The 20,677-nt window shown below is 65.3% G+C and carries 20 protein-coding genes; all 20 read left to right on the plus strand.

Annotated features, from left to right (window positions below; translation table 11 throughout):
* The first annotated feature begins 61 nt into the window (after nt 1–61).
* The 20 genes from KFE19_00130 to KFE19_00225 all read left to right on the plus strand — a co-directional run bounded on the left by KFE19_00130 (nt 62) and on the right by KFE19_00225 (nt 20,635).
* Complete coding sequence (locus KFE19_00130) at nt 62–946, plus strand: cation transporter (GenBank protein ID QUO37974.1); 885 nt, start codon at nt 62–64, stop codon at nt 944–946.
* Between the two features lie 138 nt (nt 947–1,084).
* On the plus strand, nt 1,085–2,218 hold the full coding sequence (tgt, locus tag KFE19_00135) for a tRNA guanosine(34) transglycosylase Tgt (GenBank protein QUO37975.1): 1,134 nt from the start codon (nt 1,085–1,087) through the stop codon (nt 2,216–2,218).
* Between the two features lie 82 nt (nt 2,219–2,300).
* Nucleotides 2,301–2,666, plus strand: a complete 366-nt coding sequence (gene yajC, locus KFE19_00140) for a preprotein translocase subunit YajC (GenBank protein QUO37976.1) — start codon at nt 2,301–2,303, stop codon at nt 2,664–2,666.
* Between the two features lie 72 nt (nt 2,667–2,738).
* Entirely contained in the window at nt 2,739–3,146 is a 408-nt protein-coding gene (locus KFE19_00145; GenBank protein QUO37977.1) for a TIGR04086 family membrane protein, read from the plus strand.
* Nucleotides 3,147–3,538: 392 nt separating this feature from the next.
* Nucleotides 3,539–4,141, plus strand: a complete 603-nt coding sequence (locus KFE19_00150) for a hypothetical protein (protein ID QUO39474.1) — start codon at nt 3,539–3,541, stop codon at nt 4,139–4,141.
* Nucleotides 4,142–4,163: 22 nt separating this feature from the next.
* Nucleotides 4,164–5,051 carry a site-specific tyrosine recombinase XerD gene (gene xerD / locus KFE19_00155; protein ID QUO39475.1) on the plus strand — a complete coding sequence of 296 codons (888 nt, stop codon included), beginning with the start codon at nt 4,164–4,166 and terminating at the stop codon, nt 5,049–5,051.
* 1,947 nt (nt 5,052–6,998) lie between these two features.
* The gene (locus KFE19_00160; protein QUO37978.1) at nt 6,999–7,556 is read left to right on the plus strand and encodes a DUF21 domain-containing protein; all 558 of its coding nucleotides are present in this window, start codon (nt 6,999–7,001) and stop codon (nt 7,554–7,556) included.
* Nucleotides 7,557–7,573: 17 nt separating this feature from the next.
* Nucleotides 7,574–9,427 carry a 1-deoxy-D-xylulose-5-phosphate synthase gene (gene dxs, locus KFE19_00165; GenBank protein ID QUO37979.1) on the plus strand — a complete coding sequence of 618 codons (1,854 nt, stop codon included), beginning with the start codon at nt 7,574–7,576 and terminating at the stop codon, nt 9,425–9,427.
* Nucleotides 9,424–10,248: a TlyA family RNA methyltransferase gene (locus KFE19_00170; GenBank protein ID QUO37980.1), complete on the plus strand. Its 825-nt coding sequence runs from the start codon at nt 9,424–9,426 to the stop codon at nt 10,246–10,248. The genes dxs and KFE19_00170 overlap by 4 nt, the downstream gene beginning before the upstream one ends.
* Nucleotides 10,245–11,126 (plus strand): NAD(+)/NADH kinase, encoded by an 882-nt coding sequence (locus KFE19_00175; GenBank protein QUO37981.1) that lies wholly within the window; start codon nt 10,245–10,247, stop codon nt 11,124–11,126. The genes KFE19_00170 and KFE19_00175 overlap by 4 nt, the downstream gene beginning before the upstream one ends.
* Nucleotides 11,116–11,565: an arginine repressor gene (locus KFE19_00180; GenBank protein ID QUO37982.1), complete on the plus strand. Its 450-nt coding sequence runs from the start codon at nt 11,116–11,118 to the stop codon at nt 11,563–11,565. The genes KFE19_00175 and KFE19_00180 overlap by 11 nt, the downstream gene beginning before the upstream one ends.
* Before the next feature lie 882 nt (nt 11,566–12,447).
* Nucleotides 12,448–14,130, plus strand: a complete 1,683-nt coding sequence (gene recN, locus KFE19_00185) for a DNA repair protein RecN (protein QUO37983.1) — start codon at nt 12,448–12,450, stop codon at nt 14,128–14,130.
* 248 nt (nt 14,131–14,378) lie between these two features.
* Nucleotides 14,379–14,885 carry an amidase domain-containing protein gene (locus KFE19_00190; GenBank protein QUO37984.1) on the plus strand — a complete coding sequence of 169 codons (507 nt, stop codon included), beginning with the start codon at nt 14,379–14,381 and terminating at the stop codon, nt 14,883–14,885.
* Between the two features lie 73 nt (nt 14,886–14,958).
* Complete coding sequence (locus KFE19_00195; protein QUO37985.1) at nt 14,959–16,617, plus strand: S-layer homology domain-containing protein; 1,659 nt, start codon at nt 14,959–14,961, stop codon at nt 16,615–16,617.
* Nucleotides 16,618–16,736: 119 nt separating this feature from the next.
* Nucleotides 16,737–17,141, plus strand: coding sequence for a hypothetical protein (locus tag KFE19_00200; protein ID QUO37986.1), 405 nt, complete (start codon nt 16,737–16,739; stop codon nt 17,139–17,141).
* Between the two features lie 327 nt (nt 17,142–17,468).
* Nucleotides 17,469–17,675 (plus strand): DUF1858 domain-containing protein, encoded by a 207-nt coding sequence (locus KFE19_00205; protein QUO37987.1) that lies wholly within the window; start codon nt 17,469–17,471, stop codon nt 17,673–17,675.
* Nucleotides 17,676–17,751: 76 nt separating this feature from the next.
* A complete protein-coding gene (locus KFE19_00210) occupies nt 17,752–18,465 on the plus strand; it encodes an SAM-dependent methyltransferase (GenBank protein ID QUO37988.1) in 714 nt (237 codons plus the stop codon).
* Complete coding sequence (locus tag KFE19_00215) at nt 18,443–19,234, plus strand: Nif3-like dinuclear metal center hexameric protein (protein ID QUO37989.1); 792 nt, start codon at nt 18,443–18,445, stop codon at nt 19,232–19,234. Before KFE19_00210 ends, KFE19_00215 begins: the two co-directional genes overlap by 23 nt.
* Before the next feature lie 5 nt (nt 19,235–19,239).
* On the plus strand, nt 19,240–19,977 hold the full coding sequence (locus KFE19_00220) for a YebC/PmpR family DNA-binding transcriptional regulator (protein ID QUO37990.1): 738 nt from the start codon (nt 19,240–19,242) through the stop codon (nt 19,975–19,977).
* A gap of 277 nt (nt 19,978–20,254) precedes the next feature.
* Nucleotides 20,255–20,635: a hypothetical protein gene (locus KFE19_00225; GenBank protein QUO37991.1), complete on the plus strand. Its 381-nt coding sequence runs from the start codon at nt 20,255–20,257 to the stop codon at nt 20,633–20,635.
* The last annotated feature ends 42 nt before the right edge of the window (nt 20,636–20,677 follow it).

Below are 20,677 nucleotides of genomic sequence, written 5' to 3' on the forward strand. Positions count from 1 at the left end.
GGACGCGGCAGTCCGGCACACCGGACGGGACGGCGGAATGCCGGAGCAGGGAGGAACGACTATGAATCCAAGGGAGCATGAGCGGGTGGCCGTGAACGTGTCCACTGTCACCATCGTCATCAACGTGGCGCTGTCGCTGTTCAAATTCGCCGCCGGCATCCTGGCCCGGTCCGGGGCCATGGTGTCCGACGCCGTCCACTCCGCCTCCGACGTGCTGGCCACCCTCATCGTGATATTGGGGGTGAAGCTGGCGGGCCGGGCCGCCGACGCGGACCATCCCTACGGCCACGAGCGGCTGGAGTGCGTGGCCGCATTGGTGCTGGGCATCATCCTGGGCGCCACGGGCGTTGGCATCGGCTGGTCCGGCGTGCAGAAGATCCTGGGCGGGGAGGAGCTGGCGTCGCCCGGCGCCCTGGCCCTGGCGGCCGCGGTGGTGTCCATCGTGGTCAAGGAGGCCATGTTCTGGTACACCCGGGCCGCGGCCCGTCGCATCGACTCCAGCGCCCTCATGGCGGAGGCCTGGCACCACCGGTCCGACGCGCTGTCCTCCGTGGGCAGCTTCGCCGGCATCCTGGGCGCCCGGCTGGGCTGGCCGGTGCTGGATCCCATCGCCTCCGTGGTGATCTGCCTGTTCATCCTCAAGGCCGCCTGGGATATCCTGTCCGATGCCCTGGAGCGGATGACGGACCACGCCTGCGCCCCGGAGCTGGCGGAGGAGATGGCCACCTCCGTCCTGTCCCAGCCCGGCGTGCTGGGGGTGGACACCCTGAATACCCGTCTCTTCGGCGACCGGATCTACGTGGACGTGGAGATCCGGGCCGACGGGGAGCTGACCCTCAACGAGACCCACGCCACCGCTCAGGCCGTCCACGACGCCCTGGAGGCGGGCTTCCCCCAGATCAAGCACTGCATGGTCCACGTGAATCCCGCCCGGGTGGAGGGCTGAAAATGGCGTTTGGAGCGCCGGAGCCATTGGCTCCGGCGCTTTTTGTCTTGCGCCCGGCGGCGGGATGGACTATAATAACTTGAATGGCCTGCCCGGCCCGGCGGGGCGGAGGCGGCCCATATCCACAGGAGGATCACTATGTTTCAGGTTCTCAAACAAGAGGGCCGCGCCCGGCGCGGTCAGTTTTCCTGCGCCCACGGCGGCGTGGTCCAGACGCCGGTGTTCATGAACGTGGGCACCCAGGCGGCCATCAAGGGCGGCGTCAGCGCCCTGGACTTGAAAGAAGTGGGCTGCCAGATCGAACTGAGCAACACCTACCACCTGCACCTGCGGCCCGGCGACCACATCGTCCGGCAGATGGGCGGGCTCCACAAGTTCATGAACTGGGACGGCCCCATCCTCACCGACTCCGGCGGGTTCCAGGTGTTCTCCCTGGCGTCGCTGCGGAAGATCAAGGAGGAGGGCGTCACCTTCGCCTCCCACATCGACGGCCACAGGATCTTCATGGGCCCCGAGGAGTCCATGCGCATCCAGTCCAACCTTGGCAGCGACATCGCCATGGCCTTCGACGAGTGCGTGGAGAACCCGGCCACCTACGAGTACGCCAAGGCCAGCTGTGAGCGGACGGCCCGGTGGCTTGCGCGGTGCAAGACCGAGCACGACCGCTTGAACAGCCTGCCGGACACGGTGAATCCCAAGCAGATGCTCTTCGGCATCAACCAGGGCGCCACCTTCCCGGACCTGCGGGTGTGGCACATGAAGGAGATCGCAAAGCTAAACTGCGACGGCTACGCCATCGGCGGCCTTGCCGTGGGGGAGCCGGCGGAGGTGATGTACGAGATCATCGACGCCGTGGAGCCCCACATGCCGGCGGACAAGCCCCGGTATCTCATGGGCGTGGGCACCCCCAGCAACATCATCGAGGCCGTCAGCCGGGGGGTGGACTTCTTCGACTGCGTCATGCCCTCCCGCAACGGCCGCCACGGCAAGCTCTTCACATGGGAGGGCACCGTCAACATCATGAATGAGAAGTACGCCACCGATGACCGGCCCGTCAGCGGCAGCTGCGGCTGCCCGGTGTGCCGCAATCACTCCCGGGCGTACCTGCGGCACCTTTTCAAGGCCGACGAGGTGCTGGCGCTGCGGCTGGCGGTGCTGCACAACCTCTGGTTCTACAACGAGCTGATGGCGAAGATCCGCGCCGCCATCGAGGAGGGGACCTTCGCGGACTTCCGGCAGCGGTACAGCGGACAGCTGGAGCGGCGGGCCTGAGGACAAAAAAGTGCTTGCAAATATAGGGATATTTGGTATAATAGTCCCGTTCTGATTATAAGAAAAAGGAGCTTCGCGTACTATGACTTACGAATCCATTATCATGCTGGTGGTCCTGATCGCCGTGTTCTACTTCCTGCTGATCCGGCCCGAGAACAAGCGGAAGAAGAAGGCCCAGGAGATGCGTGACAGCCTGAAGAAGGGCGACGTGATCACTACCATCGGCGGCATCGTCGGCAAGATCGTCATGGTCAACCCCGACACCCTGGTCATCGAGACCAGCGAGGACCGCGTCCGCATGGAGATCACCAAGTGGGCCATCTCCACCACCGGCGTTCAGGCCTCCACCGAGCCCGTCAAGGAGAAGAAGGAGAAGAAGGAGTCCGCCGAGGAGCCCGCTGAGGAGCCTGTGGACGAGATCCCCGCCCCCGAGGAAGAGGAAAAGTAAGATCTCCCTCATAAAACCGTCCTCCCCCGTCATATGCTCCAGTGAGAGCATTGGACGAGGGAGGGCTTTTTTATGGCAAAAGGGAAGAGGGCGGCCTGGGTGCCGCTGGCCCAGGGGATCGGTCTGGCCCTGGGGATCGATCTGCTGGCCCAGCCCCTGCTGGCGCTGCTGGCGGTGAAGGGCGTGCTGGGGGAGAGCCAGACGTTCCCGGCTGTGGCTGCGGCCTGCGTCCTGGCCACCCTGGCGGGGGCGCTGTACAGCGCGGCAAAATGCCCCTGGGGCACGCTGGTCAGCGGACTTGGCTGCGGGGCCGGAGTGGCGGCGGTGCTGGCGGCGCTGGGGGTGCTGTGCTGGCAGCAGGTGGCCTGGACCGGCCGGGGCGGTGTGGTGCTGCTGTGCGCCCTGGGAGCCGGTGGACTGGGCGGTCTGCTGGGCCGGAAGGGCGGCAAGCGGACCCGGAAGCGGCCCCGGCGGAAGTAAGCGGCTCTTGTGCATTTTACCGAAATTTCACAGCGGCCCTGCGTTTCCGTCCCGGAGGGGAGGGGGGAGCGCGGCCGGGATGGGTCACGGCGGCGCCGGCAAATATGGGGCGCCGCCGTCGTTATGTCTACAAGATGTTGCCTCTGTTTGGCCCGGTCTCCGGGACGCGGCAGGTGTCTGTTGCATAAGTTAACATAATACAGTTTACATAATATTTTGTCATAAATCACAAAAAACGCAAACTTCCAGTAAATTCCTTGAAAAATCAGGGGATTTGCACTATATTAGAACAGAGCAAGGTTTACGTTAACCGTTTCATAAATCCGCCGCCCGGCTCATATAGTGGAGCGAGGTGAGGCGGATTGAAGGGGAACGGACGCAACAAACACCCGCTGTCTCCGGCGCACTCACTGCCTCGCCTGCTCCTGCTGGCTCTTTGTTTCCTGGCCGGCGTGATTTTGGGACAGGTCCTGGCGGGACGGGTGCCGGCGGAGACCGGAGCGGAACTGAACAGATATCTGGAGGACTATGTCCGCGTGGGCGGGCAGACGGGACGGTCCGCCGCCGCGGCGCTGTCCGCGGTGGTGATCTATTTCCGATACCCGCTGCTGGCCTTTCTGCTGGGCTTTGCCTCCATCGGCGTGGTGCTGCTGCCCTGCGTGACCGTGGCCTACGGGTTTTTCCTGTCCTTCTCCGTGTGCTGCTTCACGGCGGCCTTCGGAGCCGACGGGGTGCTGCTGGCCCTGGCGGTGTTCGGGCTGCGGTGCGCGGTGACGGTGCCTTGCTACTTCCTGCTGGCGGTGCCCTCCTGGGGGACCTCCGCGGCCTTGGCCGCCGTCTCGTTTGGGAGCGGACGGCGCTGCGCTCCGGTGATCTACGGCCGGAGCTGCTGGCTGCGGCTGGGACTCAGCGCGGCGGCGCTGCTGGCGGGCGTGTGCGCGGATCTGCTGCTGGCCCCGGCCCTGCTGGGGATGATCCTGGAGCGGATCTTGTAGCTGAAGAAAAGGGGGGAGCATCCTGGCTGCTGATTTGATTGCGGAGTACGGCGCCTATCTGACGGAGGAAAAGCACGCCTCTCAGAACACCGTCAGCTCCTATCTGCGGGATGTGTCCCAGTTCTCCCAATACCTGCGGGATTATCAGGACAGCGACCTGCGCCGGGCCGAGCCGGAGATGGTCCAGAGCTATATGAGCTGGATGCAGGGGCGGGGCAAGTCCGCCGCCTCCATCACCCGCTTCCTGGCGTCGGTGAAGTCCTTCTACAACTACCTGACGGCCAACGGCACCGTCAAATCCAACCCCGCCAAGGGCATCACCGCCAACCGGGCGGAGCGGAAGTATCCGGAGATCCTCACCGCCAAGGAGGTGGAGATGTTCCTGGAGCAGCCCCAGTGCGTGGACGCCAAGGGCTTCCGGGACCACGCCATGCTGGAGCTGCTCTACGCCACCGGCATCCGGGTCAGCGAGCTGATCTCCCTGGATCTGGACGATCTGAACCTGGCGGCCGGGTTCCTCCGGTGCCAGAGCAAGGGCAAGGAGCGGATCATTCCCCTGTACCACACCGCCGTCAAGGCCATCGGGGACTACGTCCGGGACGTCCGGCCCCAGCTGATCGCCGACAGCGGCGAGACGGCCCTGTTCGTCAACATGAACGGCGAGCGCATGAGCCGCCAGGGCTTCTGGAAGATCATCAAGCACTATCAGGAGAAGGCGGGGATCCAGAAGGACATCACGCCCCACACCCTGCGCCACTCCTTTGCCGTGCACCTGCTGGAAAACGGCGCGGACCTGCGGTCCATCCAGGAGATGCTGGGCCATGCCGACATCTCCTCCACCCAGATCTACACCCATGTGGTCAAGCGCCAGCTGAAGGACGTGTATCAGAAGGCTCATCCCCGGGCGTGAGGAGGGGGGTCCCCTCCGGGGGCGCGGGGGTCCTGCGGGGGATCCGCCCCCATTTTCTTTTCGAGGCATCGAAAAGAAAACGGCCGCGGCCGGTCAAAAGAAAAGATGCTGTGACGAAAGGGCGGCCCATCCGGGCCGCCCTTTCGTGTGCGCGGAGGTCGGGCGAATCGGTCGGGCGGGTGTCGATGGCCCCGTCGTCCCTGCGCCTTACCCTGGCGGTCGAAGAGCCTGGTCTCCGCATAACCACTCTGGGTGGGCGGACGGGGTGGGAAACGAATGGACCAGCGCCGCTTTCCGCTGCCGCTCACCTGGCGTTTGAGGAGAGCCCGGCAACACGCTGCGGCGGGGCATGGGTTCCGCCCTACCGATACCGGTGCCGCGCAGCCAACTGTCCCATTTTGCCGTAGGGGCGGATGGAGGACCTGCCTGCCGCTCAGGCTTTTGACCGGCACCGGGCCAGCGGCAGCGCAGTTCCGGGTCCGGAGCCGCTTCCGGGGCTTTTCGCGAGCGCCCAGGCAGCGGCAGCGGAAAGAGAAGCAGACCAAGTCGACAAGTACCCCCGCCCCTCCGCCGCAGGGCCTACGCGGCAGCGCAGTTCCGGGTCCGGAGCCGCTTCCGGGGCTTTTCGCGAGCGCCCAGGCAGCGGCAGCGGAAAGAGAAGCAGAACAAGTCGACAAGTACCCCCGCCCCTCCGCCGCAGGGTCTATGCGGAGACAGGGTATTTCGACTGCCGGGGTATAGCGCAGGGCCGACGGGGCCATCGATGCCCACCGGACCGATTCGCACGACTCCCGCATCACGAAAGGGCGGCCCAGATGGGCCGCTCTTTCGTCACAGCATCTTTTCTTTTGACCGGCCGCGGCCGTTTTCTTTTCGATGCCTCGAAAAGAAAACGGGGGCGGATCCCCCGCGGGGACCCCGCGCCCCTGCCCGGCCCGCCGGGCAAGGGACGGCACCTGACGATACGCCTCCGTCCCGTCCCCCTCATCCCTCCGGCCCGCGGCCATCCACCTGACCGTTGACTCCTGCCCTCGGGGGAGGGCTCTCCGCCGGGGCTTACAGAGTCATTTCCGGCAGAAGAGGGGGAGGCGCGGCCCCTTCGACGCCGCCCCTTCGTCCTTCTGCGCAAAGACCGCCGCTCCGGCCACAAAAAATTCATAGTTTGTATATACGGAATATGTTGTATATTTATTGAGAGCGTGCTATACTAATCCTCGCTAAGCGGCGGCGCAGTATCCTAGTCAGATCTGCCGTTTCCCAGGGAGGGCCTAAAAATCCTTCGAAGGGCACATCGATGAAACCTCTGGTGCCTGCTTGTTACGCCCAGTTTCGGGTGGGTGCTGGGGGGAAGCGCGGGAGTCCCCGCGCTTGCGGTCTCAGGGCGCTTTCCAATGGCATGGTTATCCCGACCCTGTTTCCGTGGAGACCTGCTGTTGTGCACAGACGTACTCCCATCGCGGTATTTTCGGCCTGTGTACGAAGCAGATTGTGAACCTGCAATGCGGTGCATCGGTCCTGCGGGGCCGTAACGCTGTGTGCAGACGTAGCCTGCCTTGACGTGGGCCGGGTGAATAGGGGATCAACGGGGGCTGCCGTTCCGGCCGGAACGGACACCCCGATCGCTCCTTGAAACCCGTCCTGCAAAAGAGGCTAAAGAAGCGGATGGACTGCGGTGGAAAACACCTAGGCTGTTCCTTCCGAGGCAGAAAAGGGATTGCAGTGCGGACTAAGTGGCAGTCGGGTCGCGCGGAGCGGCGACACCGCGCCGCGGCGCCAAAGGGGGAACCGCCTCCACCGGCAACGGGAGGTGCGCCGCGGGGAAATCCAACCCGGACCTAAGCCGTAAGATTTACCTTTTCTGCCGCCGCCGGCTTAGCGAACCCATCCATTCCAGGGGGGGCGCCCCCTGTCTTTTCCATCCCACCACAGATAAAGAGGAGAAGCTCCTTGAAAGAACATCCCACCTCCCGGAAAAAACGGGACAGGCAGGCCGGGCGCTACGCCTGGCCCATCCAGGTCTTTTTCCTGGCCATCGGCCTCTCCGCGGCGCTGAGCCTGGCCTCCCAGGGGCCCCTGTCCGGCGCCGGCATCCTGGCGGCGGCGCTGATCCTGGCGCTGTTCATCGCCCTGGGCATCCTGTTCGACATCATCGGCGTGGCCGTCACCGCCGCGGACCCCAAGCCCTTCCACTCCATGGCCGCCCACAAGGAAAAGGGCGCCAAGGAGGCGCTGATGCTGCTGCGCAACGCCGGCAAGGTCTCCAGCGTCTGCAACGACGTGGTGGGGGACATCTGCGGCATCGTCAGCGGCACCACCGCCGCCGTCATCGTCACCCGCCTCCAGGAGGCCTTTGACCTGCGGAATGTGCTGGTCAGCGTGGCGGTCACCGCCCTGATCTCCGGCCTCACCATCGGCGGCAAGGCCCTGGGCAAGACCTTCGCCATCCAGCGCAGCACCAAGGTGGTCTACTGGGCCGGCCGCTTTCTGCACCTGTTTCATCGCTGAGAGGAGCGCGATCACCTGTGATCTTAGAGACAATCCACTCTCCCGCCGACGTGAAGGCCCTGCCCAAGGAGCAGCTGGCCCCCCTCTGCGCCGAGCTGCGGGAATTCCTGGTCCAGAGCGTCTCCCGGACGGGCGGACACCTGGCCTCCAACCTGGGCGTGGTGGAGCTGACCGTGGCCATCCACCGGGTGTTCGACACCGCGTCGGACCGGCTGGTGTTCGACGTGGGCCATCAGTGCTACGTCCACAAGGCCCTGACCGGGCGCCAGGAGCTGTTTGCCACCCTGCGGCAGTTCGGGGGCCTCTCCGGCTTCCCCAAGCCCCGGGAGAGCGTCCACGACGCCTTCATCGCCGGCCACGCCTCCAACTCCGTGTCGGTGGCGTTGGGCATGGCCCGGGCCCGGACCCTGCGCCATGAACATTACAGCGTCCTGGCCCTGATCGGGGACGGGGCCCTGACCGGCGGCCTTGCCTATGAGGGCCTCAACAACGCCGGCGCCTCCGGGGAGCCGCTGATCGTCATTTTGAACGACAACGGCATGTCCATCAACCCCAACGTGGGCGCCGTGCCCACCCACCTGGGGCGCCTGCGGACCAAGCCCGCCTACTACCACTTCAAGAAGTGGTACCGGGGCCTCTTCGGCGCCCACCCCATGGAAAACGGCCTCTACCGGCTGAGTCACCGGGTGAAATCCTCCCTGAAAAAGGCCATCTGGCCGGGGAGCACCCTGTTCGAGGACATGGGCTTTACCTACCTGGGGCCCATCGACGGCCACGACCTGGACCGGCTGATCCACGTGCTGGAGTGGGCCCGGGAGCTGGGTGGCCCCGTGGTGGTCCATGTGAACACCGTCAAGGGCAAGGGCTACCCCTTCGCCGAGCAGAACCCGGACCGGTTCCACGGCATCGGCCCCTTCGACCCGGAGACGGGCCTCTTGAAAAAGAGCGGGGGAGAGGACTTCTCCTCCGTGTTCGGCGCCGCCCTCTCCGCCTGCGCGGCAAAGGACCGCCGGGTGTGCGCCATTACCGCCGCCATGGCGGACGGCACGGGCCTGACCGGCTTTGCAAAGGAGTTCCCGGAGCGCTTTTTCGACGTGGGCATCGCCGAGGGCCACGCTGTGGCCATGGCGGCGGGCCTTGCCAAGCAGGGCATGATCCCGGCCCTGGCCGTGTACGCCTCCTTCCTCCAGCGGGGATACGACATGCTGATCCACGACGTGGCCCTGCTGGGGCTGCACGTGGTGCTGGGCGTGGACCGGGCCGGATTGGTGGGCGCCGACGGCGAGACCCACCACGGCTGCTTTGACGCCATGTTCCTCTCCCAGATCCCGGGGTTCACTGTGCTGTGCCCGTCCAACTTCGCGGAGCTGCGGCACATGGTCCGCCAGGCGGTCTTTGCCATCACCGGCCCCGTGGCGGTCCGCTACCCCAGAGGGGGAGAGGGCGCCTTCCGGGACGACACCGCGGACAGCCCCGCCGTGTGCCTGCGGCCGGGGAAGGACGTGACGCTGCTGGGCTGCGGCATCATGGTGAACCACCTGCTGGAGGCGGCGGAGCTGCTGGCCAAGCAGGGCGTGGAGGCCCGGGTGGTGAAGCTCAACCGCATCTCGCCCCTGGACTATGAGACGCTGGCGGAGCCTCTGGCGGACACGCAGACCCTGCTGGTGGCGGAGGACGCCTTCGGCGCCGGGTGCCTGGGGCAGCGGGTGACGTCCATCCTGGCGGAGGCGGGGAAGGCCCCCAGACATGTGATTTTGAAGAACCTGGGCAAGACCTTCGCCCCGGAGGGCACCGTGCCCCAGCTGGAACACAGCTTCGGCCTGGATGCGGCGGGCATCGCGGAGGCCGTAATGAAGGAGAGAGACCCATGAGTGTGAAGAAAACGCGGCTGGATGTGCTGCTGGTGGAGCGTGGGCTCCAGGAGAGCCGGCAAAAGGCCCAGGCCGCCATCATGAGCGGCCAGGTGTTCGTCGGAGGAGCGCGGGTGGACAAGCCCGGCACCGCCGTACCGGAGGACGCCGAGATCGAGGTCCGGGGCGGCCTTGCCTACGTGAGCCGGGGCGGCCTTAAGCTGGAAAAGGCCATGGCCGCGTTCCCCATCGACTTGACCGGCGCCGTCTGCGCCGACATCGGCGCCTCCACCGGCGGCTTTACCGACTGCATGCTGCAAAAGGGCGCCGCCAGGGTCTACGCCGTGGACGTGGGCTACGGCCAGCTGGCCTGGAAGCTGCGGTCCGACCCCCGGGTGGTGTGCCTGGAGCGGACCAACGCCCGGTATCTGACCGCGGAGCAGATCCCCGAGATGCTGGACTTTGCCTCCATCGACGTCAGCTTCATCTCCCTGAAGCTGATCTTCCCGGCCCTGCGGGAGCTGCTGAAAGACGGCGGCCATATCGCCTGCCTCATCAAGCCCCAGTTCGAGGCCGGACGGGAGAAGGTGGGCAAGAAGGGCGTCGTCCGGGACCCGGCCGTCCACCGGGAGGTGCTGGAGCACTTCCTGGAGCATGCAAAGGAAAACCACTTGTCAGTCCTTGGGATCACATACTCTCCCATCCGGGGGCCCGAGGGCAACATCGAATATCTGGGGTATCTGGAAAAGAGCGACGCCCCGGATCAGATCCCGGACCTCAGTGCCCTGGTGGCCGAGTCCCACCAGGTCCTGCGGGAGCACGGGGAAGGAGGGGCGTCATGAAAAAGATCATTCTCTGTCCCAACCCCAACCGGGACCGGGGCATGGTCTGCACCCGCCAGGCGGAGGCCATTTTGAAGGAGCTGGGCTTTGAGACCGTGGTGTGCTCGCCCTTCCGGGACCAGAAGGAGGGGGCCTTCGGGGACTACGACGTGAAGCCCCTGACGGCGGAGCTCAAGACCGCGGACCTGCTGATCACCTTCGGCGGGGACGGCACGATTTTGCACCTTGCCAAGCTGGTGGCCCTCAACAAGATCCCGGTGCTGGGCATCAATATGGGCGGGCTGGGGTTCATCGCGGAACTGGAGGCCGGGGAGCTGGAGACATTGCGCAGGCTGAAGGACTGGGACTTCCAGACGGAGCAGCGCATGATGCTGGACGTGTCCGTCCAGCGGGAGGGCCGCCAGATCTACACGAACCTGGGCCTCAACGACGCGGTGATCCGGGAGGGTCCCATCTCCCACGTGATCCATCTGAAGATCGCCTCCGACGGGCGGCACCTGGCGGACATCGCCGGGGACGGCGTCATCATCGCCACCCCCACCGGGTCCACGGCCTACTCGCTCTCCGCCGGGGGACCGGTGGTGGAGCCGGTGGCCCAGACCATGGTGGTCTGTCCCATCTGCATCCACAATATGCGCTTTTCTTCCTATGTCCTCTCGCCGGAGCACACGCTGACCATCGAGCTGGAGCGCAACGGCCGCAAGCCGGTGTACCTGTGCGTGGACGAGAGCCGCGCCTTCGCATTGAAGTCCGACGACAAGGTGTTTGTCCGCCGCTCCAAGCACGCCGTGAAGCTGGTGCGGCTGTCGGAGCGGAGCTTCTGCGAGATCTTTGCCCAAAAAATGTTGCCGGGAGGGTTTGTAGACCATGAAAAATGACCGTCAAAGCATGATCCTCGAGATCATTTCCCAGGAAAACATCGAGACCCAGGAGCAGCTGCTCACCCGGCTCCAGGAGCGGGGCATCTCCAGCACCCAGGCCACCATCTCCCGGGACATCAAGCAGATGCACCTGATCAAGGAGCCGGTGGGCCGGGGCGTGTACAAGTACGCCGTCTCCGGCAACCGGACCCGGCTGAACTTCGCGGAGAAGCTGCGGACCATCTTCCGGGAGAGCATCACCAGCATCGAAAGCGCCCAGAACATCGTGGTGGTCAAGACCATGCCGGGCCTGGCCAGCGCCGCCTGCGCCGCCCTGGACGACATGGACATCGCCTATATGGTGGGGTCCCTGGCCGGGGACGACACGGCCTTTCTGGTCATGAAGGACGCGGACTCCGCCGCCACCTTCTGCGAGGAGATCAAGGAGATGCTGTGAGTGAAGTAGGAGGGGAGCAGGCTCCCCTCCTAACCACCCCACCACCAGTGACCGGTGTCACTGGTGCGCGCGCCCCAAGGGCGCGCAGGCCGGGGGATTTTCGGCAGGCACATGTCCTGCCGAAAATGAATCCCTTTCCCGTCGGAGGCGAAAGACCCGTGGTTTCTGGCTTTCAGCTGCTTTCGCGGGCAGAGGGGTCCCGGCGGAAGTGAATTCCGCCGGGACAGTCCGATACCGTCGGTCACTGGTGCGCGCGCCCCAAGGGCGCGCAGGCCGGGGGATTTTCGGCAGGCACATGTCCTGCCGAAAATGAATCCCTTTCCCGCCGGAGGCGAAAGACCCGTGGTTTCTGGCTTTTGGCTGCTTTCGCGGGCAGAGGGGTCCCGGCGGAAGTGAATTCCGCCGGGACGATCAGATACGCCGGTCGCTGGTGCGCGCCATCCCCTCCGGGGAAGGCGCGGCTGGCCGGAAGCCAGCCAGCCAGGTGAAGGAACGCCCGCTATCCGCCCCTGCGACCAAATGGGAAAGTCCACAGAGACCACCGGGGCAGCGCGTAACGCGCGGAGAATGGAGCAGGGGCAAAAGCGGTATTGCACCCCGTCTGCCCGCCGCACGGTCTGTGCGGTTCCAGGGTATTTCGCCTGCCATGGTAAGGCGCAGGGACGGCGATGCCTTGACGCCCGCCGCACCGATTCGCACGACCCCCGTCCCACGGACAGGCGGGACGCCTGTCCGTCTCAGCGCCTTTTCTTTTGGACCGTCCACGGCCCGTTTTCTTTTCGGCAAGACCGAAAAGAAAATGGGGGTGGATCTCCCCGGAAGACTTCCGGCCACCCGCCCTCCCCCGGGGGAGGGCATATCCTTCCCCAAGGAGGAGTTTTCATGCTGGACCTGCTGCACATCGAGAATATCGCCGTCATCGAGGAGGCGGACATCCGCTTCCGCCCCGGCTTCAACGCCCTCACCGGCGAGACCGGCGCCGGAAAGTCCATCGTTATCGACGCCATGGGCGCCGTGCTGGGCGGCCGGACCTCCCGGGAGCTGATCCGCACCGGGGCGGACCGGGCCTTCGTCAGCGCCTGCTTTTCCAACCTTCCGGCGGACCTGCCGGGTCTTGCCGCCTGCGGCGTATCGCCCGATGAGAACGGCGAGCTGCTGCTCCAGCGGGAGATCTATGAGGACGGCAAGAACGCCTGCCGAGCCAATGGCCGCCCTGTCACCGTGGCCCAGCTGCGGCAGATCGGCGGGGAACTGCTGAACATCCACGGCCAGCACGACGGCGCGCAGCTGCTGGACGAGGAGCGCCACTGCGCCTATCTGGACCGCTTCGGCCGCACCGACGCGCCGCTGGAGGCCTACCGCGCCGCCTACGGCGTCATGGCGGACCTGGCGGCTAAGATGGCCGCCCTGCGGATGGACGAGGCGGAGAAGGCCCGGCGCATGGACTCCCTCCGGTTCCAGATCGGCGAGCTGGAGCGGGCGGAACTGACGCCGGGGGAGGAGGAGGCCCTGCTGGAGCGGCGGGAGCTGCTGCGCAACGGCGAGAAGTATCTCTCCGCCCTCTCCGGTGCGGACTATGCCTTAAGCGGCGACGACGAGGGCGGCGGCGCCGTCACGGCCCTGCGGGAGGCCGAGGCGGCCATGGCCTCCGTCCGGAACCTGGGCGGAGACCTGGCGGAGCTGTACAAACGCTTGGAAGAGGTCCGCTGTGAAGTATATGACCTTGCCGAGACCATCCGGGACAAGCGGGCGGAGTTCGACTTCTCCCCGGCGGAGCTGGACGCGGTGGAGAGCCGCACGGACCTGCTGTACCGGCTGAAGAAGAAGTACGGCGCCACAGTGGAGGACTGCATCGCCTACCTGGACCGGTGCCGGGAGGAGCTGGACGCCATGGAGACGGCGGACGACACCCTGCTCCGGCTGGAAAAGCAGCACGCCAAGGCGCAGCAGGCGGTACTGGCCGCCGGCGCGACATTGACCGAGGCCAGGCGCCAGGCGGCGGCGGCCCTGGAGGCGCGGATCCAGAGCGAGCTGCGGGACCTGGACATGCGCCGGGTGCGCTTTGCCATCGAGTTTACGCCCCGTCAGCCGGGGCCCGACGGCTGCGACGCCATCCGCTTTTTGATGTCCGCCAACGTGGGGGAGGACCTGCGGCCCATCGCCAGGATCGCCTCCGGCGGCGAGCTGGCCCGGATCATGCTGGCGCTGAAGAATGTGCTGGCGGAGCAGGAGTCCGTGGGGACCCTGGTCTTTGACGAGGTGGACACCGGCGTCAGCGGCCGGGCGGCCCAGAAGGTGGCGGAGAAGCTGGCCCAGGTCAGCCGCCGCAAGCAGGTGCTGTGCGTGACCCATCTGCCCCAGCTGGCCGCCATGGCGGACACCCACTTCTCTGTGGAGAAGGGGGAAGCAAAGGGGAGAACCTTTACACACGTTGTGCTGCTGGACCGGGAACAGCGGAAGGCCGAGCTGGCCCGGATCACCGGCGGCGCGGCAGTGACGCCGGCCCTGCTGGAGAGCGCCGGGGAGCTGCTGGACGCAGCGGAGGCCTACCGGAAGGGGCTGTGATGCCGGGGGCGGATCCCCCGCGGGGACCCCGCGCCCACCTGGCCCGCCGGGCAAGGGACGGCACTCAACAATACGCCTCCGTTCCCGGCCCCCTCATCCGTCCGGCCTTCGGCCGTCCACCTTCCACTAAGGGGGAAGGCTCTTCGCCAAAAATCACGGCGGCGTCTCCGGCAGGGGAGAAGAGCCGCCCCCCGCACCTCCGTCCCGCCCGGCGCATAGACTGTGCCAAACGGAAGGAGGGCCCCTCTATGCGCTTTGTCCCCAACTACGACCGCCGGGCGGTGGTCCGCTACGCCCACCGCTGGGCCTACGGCCGCAACCCGGCCTTTTACGACTACGAGGAGGTGGGCGGAGACTGCACCAACTTCGCCTCCCAGTGCGTGTTCGCCGGCAGCGGCGTCATGAACTTCACCCCGGACCTGGGCTGGTACTACATCGACGCCAACCAGAAGGCCCCCGCCTGGACCGGCGTGGAGTTCTTCTGGAACTTCATGACCCGGCGGGAGATCTCCCAGGGCCCCGTGGGGGTGGAGTGCGACCTGGCCGATCTGCGGCCGGGGGACCTGGTGCAGCTGTCTTTCAGCGGCGAGACCTTCCAGCACACGCCGGTGGTAGTGGCCCTGCGGCGGCCCGTCCGCGCCTTAAGCGACGTGCTCATCGCCGCCCACAGTTACGACGCCGACAACCGGCCCCTTTCCACCTACACCTTCCAGAAGATCCGCTTTCTCCATATTTTGGGCACGCTCATACCGTGAGTTCACAGTTTGTTCATGATTTTCCGCCCCGCCGGGGTTACCATAATCCCAAATCAAACAGGGGGGAACCACCATGAAAAAGCTGTGTTCGTGTCTATTGTCCCTGGCGCTGCTGTGCGCCCTGGCGGCTGTGCCCGCCTCCGCGGCGTACAGCGATGTGCCCTCCGGCAGCGCCCTGGCCTCCGAGGTGGAGAAAGCCGTGGGCTACGGCCTCATGAACGGGTACAGCGCCGGCACCTTCGGCTACGCCGACCCCATGACCCGGGCCCAGTTCGTCACGGTGCTGGACCGGATGCTGCTGCCCCAGGACGGCGACACCACCCTGGTGGGCCACATCACCCCGGAGATGCAGGTGGAGTACGACGCCGTCAGGGCCTATTACAGCTCCATCGACGCCGCGGCGGAATACGGCTGGGTGGACACCGACGAGCCCTTCCGGCCCACGGACCCCATCACCCGGGGCGAGATGTCCGAGATCCTGGTCCGGGCCCTGGGCCTGGGCGGCGCCGCCGCCATCGCGGAGAAAAACGCCGACCTGCCCTTCACCGATGTGACGGCAGGGAAGGGGTACATCTCCGTGGCCTATGACATCGGCATGACCAAGGGCACCACCGCCACCACCTTCGGCCCCAATGAGACCGCCACCCGGGCCCAGGCGGCGGCCATGCTGGTGCGGATCTACGAGAAGCTCCGGCAGGACACCGGCTTCCTCCACGGCTTCTACGCCATCTCCTCTTACAGCCAGCTGAGCCTGATGAATTCCATGGACGCCGTCAGCGCCGGGTGGAGCCGCATGACCTGGGACGGCACCACGGCGCTTCTCGCCACCACCACCGCCGACGGCAACGAGTACGCCGTGCCCCAGGGCTACGAGGAAGTGGTGGCCCAGGCGGAGAACAACGGCGTCAAGCTCCACCTGAACGTCTTTATGGAGGGGGAGGACCTGAAGGCTCTGCTCTCCTCCGCCGACGGCCGGGCCCAGGCGGTGGAGCAGATCCTGGGCGAGCTGACCGTGTCCTACAAGACCGTGGGCAGAAATCCGTACAGCGGCGTCACCATCGACTTCGAGGGCCTGCGCAGCGCCGACGCCGCGGCCTTCACCGCCTTCCTCACAGACCTTGCCCAGCAGGTCCGGGCCCTGGACAAGAGCCTGTACGTGTGCGTGTCCCCGGCCCTGACCACCGGCAGCTACTACGACGGCTATGAGCTGGGGAAGATCGCCGCCCTGGCCGATAAGGTGATCCTCATGGCCTACGACTACGAGGACCGCAGCATGGCCGCCGGGGCCAGCGCCCTGACCGCCGCCCCCACGTCCCCCATGGACCAGGTGTACTGGTCCCTCAAGACTGCCGTGGATCAGGTGACCGCCGCCGGGCAGAGCGCGGACAAGCTGGTGCTGGGCATCAGCTGCAAGAACGTGGCGTGGAAGGTCAGCAGCACCACGGACCTGACCCTCACCGCCGCCGCGCCCTTCTACATCTCCAACGACACCCTGGCCCAGCGGCTGGGCCAGGCCGGCACCGTCCGGGGCCGGTCCAACACCTTCCGCTGCCCCTACGCCGTCTACACCACCGAGGACGGCAGCGCCTGCTTCGTCTGGTACGACGACGCCGAGAGCGTCCGCTCCCGGATCGACGCGGCCAAGCTCCTGGGCATCACCGGCGTGTCCGTGTGGCGCCTGGGCACCGTGCCCGCCTACGGCAACTGGAGCTGGACGGAGGCCCTGAACTGAACGGAGAAAATAGCCGGGCCGCGCGGAGAGGCACAGAGAAAGGGAGCAGAATGGTCGTGTCACATGATCGTGGACGAAGCCGGAAATACTCTGGATGTTTTTGATGGAAGAGGAGTGAAATGCACGCCCAACGTGTTTTTCAGATCGATCCATTTTCAACATTGCCGCTGTACATCTCCCTTATTTCAGCGGGGATCATTCTGACTGCGGTATGCTTTTTCTGGTCTCCCCTCAAAAAGTTTCGCCCAATCCGTATTTTTTCGGTATTGATATCTTTATGTGCAGTTTTAGGCGCTTATACTTACATATCTGACATTGTAAATATCTATTTGCTATATCGGCGTGGTGAATACCAGATCGTCACAGGAGAAGTCGAACATTATAATAAGCGGCCTGATACATCCCAGCCAAAATACATCGAGCTTTCAGTGGGCGGAACGTTTTTTCCTATGGAACGGAAGATGGGAAAATGGCCCATCCCCAAGCAGAGGTTTTTGAAGGCAATGGCGAAGTCGTTTCGGTAGGCTATATCGATCAAAACTATGGAAATTCTCGGTTTCCAATCGTTTTTATTGATCTGGTGATCGATTGAAAATGAATCAGATTCACTTTTAGCAGAGAAAAACCTTCATTACCGGCGATATGGCTGACACGATGTGACCGCCAAGGTCACGGAGCCGGAGGACCCGCGCCGATGCGTCCCCGCTTTCCTGAAAAAAGCGGAGAAAAATCGGAACCGCTCTGATTTTCTATTGAAATCCGGGCTATGATGGGGTATAATATTCCGGCGGCGGTCCGCAGACGTCCCACAGGGGACAGGCCCCGCAATTTCACAACTGGAGGAATCTCCCATGATCACCATTACCAAGGACACCATCATCGGTGATATTCTGGATATCGCCCCTCACACCGCCCCCATCTTCCTGTCCATCGGCATGCACTGCCTGGGCTGCCCCTCTTCCCGGGGCGAGACCGTGGAGGAGGCCTGCATGGTCCACGGCGTGGACTGCGAGAAGCTGCTGGCCCTGGTGAACGAGGAGGCCAACAAGCCTCAGTAAACCCAACAACGACCGAGGGACGCATACGGAGCTTTTGCTCCGTATGCGTCCCTGTGCCGGTTTCCGGAGGTAGCGCGTGGAAAAACGACTGGAACTGTCGGCGCGGCTGGCGCTGCTGGCGGACTGGGTGCCCCAGGGGGCGCGGCTGGCCGACGTGGGCACGGACCACGGCCTCCTGCCCATCTGGCTGCGGCTCCGGGGGCGCATCAGCTCCGCCGTGGCCAGCGACCTGCGTCCCGGCCCCCTGAGCCGGGCCCGGGAAAACGCCGCCGCCTACGGGGCGGACGGCATCGACTTCCGCCTGTGCGACGGCCTGGCCGCCGTGGGCCCCGGTGAGTGCGACACCGTCACCATCGCCGGCATGGGGGGCGAGAACATCGCCGCCATCCTGGCCGCGGCCCCCTGGACCGCCGACGGCCGCCACACCCTGCTGCTCCAGCCCCAGAGCCGGGGCGAGACGCTGCGGGCGTTCCTGGCGGACCACGGTTACGCCATCCGCCGGGAGGCCCTGGTGGAGGACCGGGGCCACATCTATCCGGTGCTGGAGGCCGGGGCAGGGGAGATGACCCTGTCTCCGGGGCGGCTGCTGTGCGGCCCCTGCATCGCCTCCGACCCCCTGGGGGACCGGTATCTGATCGAGAAAATCATCCAGCTGCAAGCGGCGGCGGCGGGGCTGGGACGCTCCGCCCGGCCGGAGGACGCGGCGAAGGCCGACGCCGTCCGGGACGTGCTGACGGAGCTGCTGGAGCTGAGAGAGGAGTGGCGCCATGCCAACGGTACGGGAAATTGAACAGGCCCTGTTCGACCTGGCCCCCAGAGAGGGCGCCATGGACTGGGACAATGTGGGCCACCTGTTGGGCGACCCGGACCGGGAAGTGACCAAGGTCTGCGTGGCCCTGGACATCACCGAGGCCGTGGCCGCCGAGGCCATTGCGCAGGGCTGTGAGCTGATCGTGAGCCACCACCCCGTCATGAACTGCAAGTGGCTGCCGGTGCAGACCGTCCGTTCCGACACGGCCCAGGGCCACCTGCTGCTGCGGCTGCTGCGCAGCGGCGTGTCCGCCATCTGCATGCACACCAACCTGGACGTGGCCCCCGGCGGCGTCAACGACGCCTTCGCCGCCGCCCTGGGGCTGGAGGACCCTGGGCCCCTGGGGGACCCGGCGGGCCTGTGCCGGGTGGGAACGCTGTCAAGTCCCATGCCCTTACAGGACTTTGCCCGCAAGGTCTGCCGCGATCTCCACGCCAACGGCGTCCGGTACGCCGGGTGCGGAAAGCCGGTCCGCCACGTGGCGGTGGGCGGCGGCGCCTGCTCGGACTACATCCGCCACGCCGTCGCCGCCGGGTGCGACACCTTCGTGACGGCGGACCTGAGCTACCACCAATTCCTGGACGCAGAGGGGATGGGCGTCAATCTGATCGACGCCGGCCACTTCCCGACGGAGGACCCCGTCTGCGCCCGCCTGGTCTCGTATCTGACGGATCGGTTCCCCGAACTGACCGTTTTCAAATCCGCTTCCCACCGGGAAGTGATCCAATACTGTGTTGAAGGAGAGTAATCACCATGTCCGGACATTCCAAGTGGCATAACATTCAGAAAACCAAGGGTGCGGCCGACGCCAAGCGCTCCGCCGCCTTCACCAAGATCGCCAAGGAGATCATCGTGGCCGTCAAAGAGGGCGGCGGCTCCGGCGACCCCAACAACAACTCCCGCCTGGCCACCGTCATCGCCAAGGCCAAGGCCGTGAACATGCCCAACGACAACATCAAGCGCACCATCGACAAGGCTCTGGGCGCCGGCAGCACCGAGAACTACGAGGCCGTCACCTACGAGGGCTACGGCCCCGGCGGCGTGGCCGTCATCGTGGAGGCCCTGACCGACAACCGCCAGCGCACCGCGCCGGAGGTCCGTCACGCCTTCGACAAGTGCAACGGCAACATGGGCGCCCAGGGCTGCGTGAGCTGGTCCTTCGACAAGAAGGGCGTCATCGTCATCGACAACTCCGAGGGCGAGCTGGAGGACGACACCGTCATGATGGACGCCCTGGAGGCCGGTGCCGAGGACTTCCAGTCCGAGGGCGGCGCCCTGGAGATCACCACCGATCCCGACGCCTTCAACGACGTGGTCAAGGCCCTGGAGGCCAAGGGCTACGTGTTCGTCAACGCCGACATCGAGATGGTGCCCCAGAACTACATCACCCTCACCGCCGAGGGCGACGTGAAGAACATGGAGAAGCTGATCGATATGCTGGAGGACAGCGACGACGTGCAGAACGTCTGGCACAACTGGGACAACGACTGAGCGGGTCCCGTCCATCGCGGAGAGAAGAGGAGCGGCGAACGCCGCTCCTCTTTTTTACGCCGCTATATTCAACAAAACTTTTCTTTTGTGCAATGTGCCGCCGCGGCACACCCTGGCGGGTCCGGGAACCGTCCCATTTACAGTCACAGTAGCAGTAACAGTTCCATTTACAGTGACAGTGACAGTAACGGGAGAATTTTATAAAATTCTCCCGGGAGTTGCATCCTTTCGTGCAACAAACGGCGCTTGCCCGCCGACTTGTGAAGGGAGGAATGAGATGGCAGAGGAACACAAACGGAGCTTTGTCCTATATTTTGACGCGTATCCGTCCATTGAAGTGCTGTCCATGGAACAGCGGGGGATCCTGCTGACGCTGCTGTTCCAATTTGCCAGGGAGACAGAGGAGACCGGGCTGGACCCGCTGGCCTTTCTGGAGCGCCGCGGAGACCTGACGCCAGAGACCCGGGTGGCGTTTACCTTTATTGGGGAGACCATCCGCCGGGACACGGAGAAGTGGAAGGACAAGCAGCGGCGCTATCAGGCCGCGGCGGTCCGGCGGTGGGAGGCGCGCCCCTCCGGCGCCGCCGGAAAGGAAGAACCGGACATAGAGGACGTGGCGTGGATGAAGCCGTACATCGATCAGCGGGACAAACCGTGACTCGACCACCGGTCGGTTGCCATTTTTTCCGTTCCGGGGTAC

The organism is Dysosmobacter sp. Marseille-Q4140, assembly GCA_018228705.1.
Classification (GTDB): domain Bacteria; phylum Bacillota; class Clostridia; order Oscillospirales; family Oscillospiraceae; genus Oscillibacter.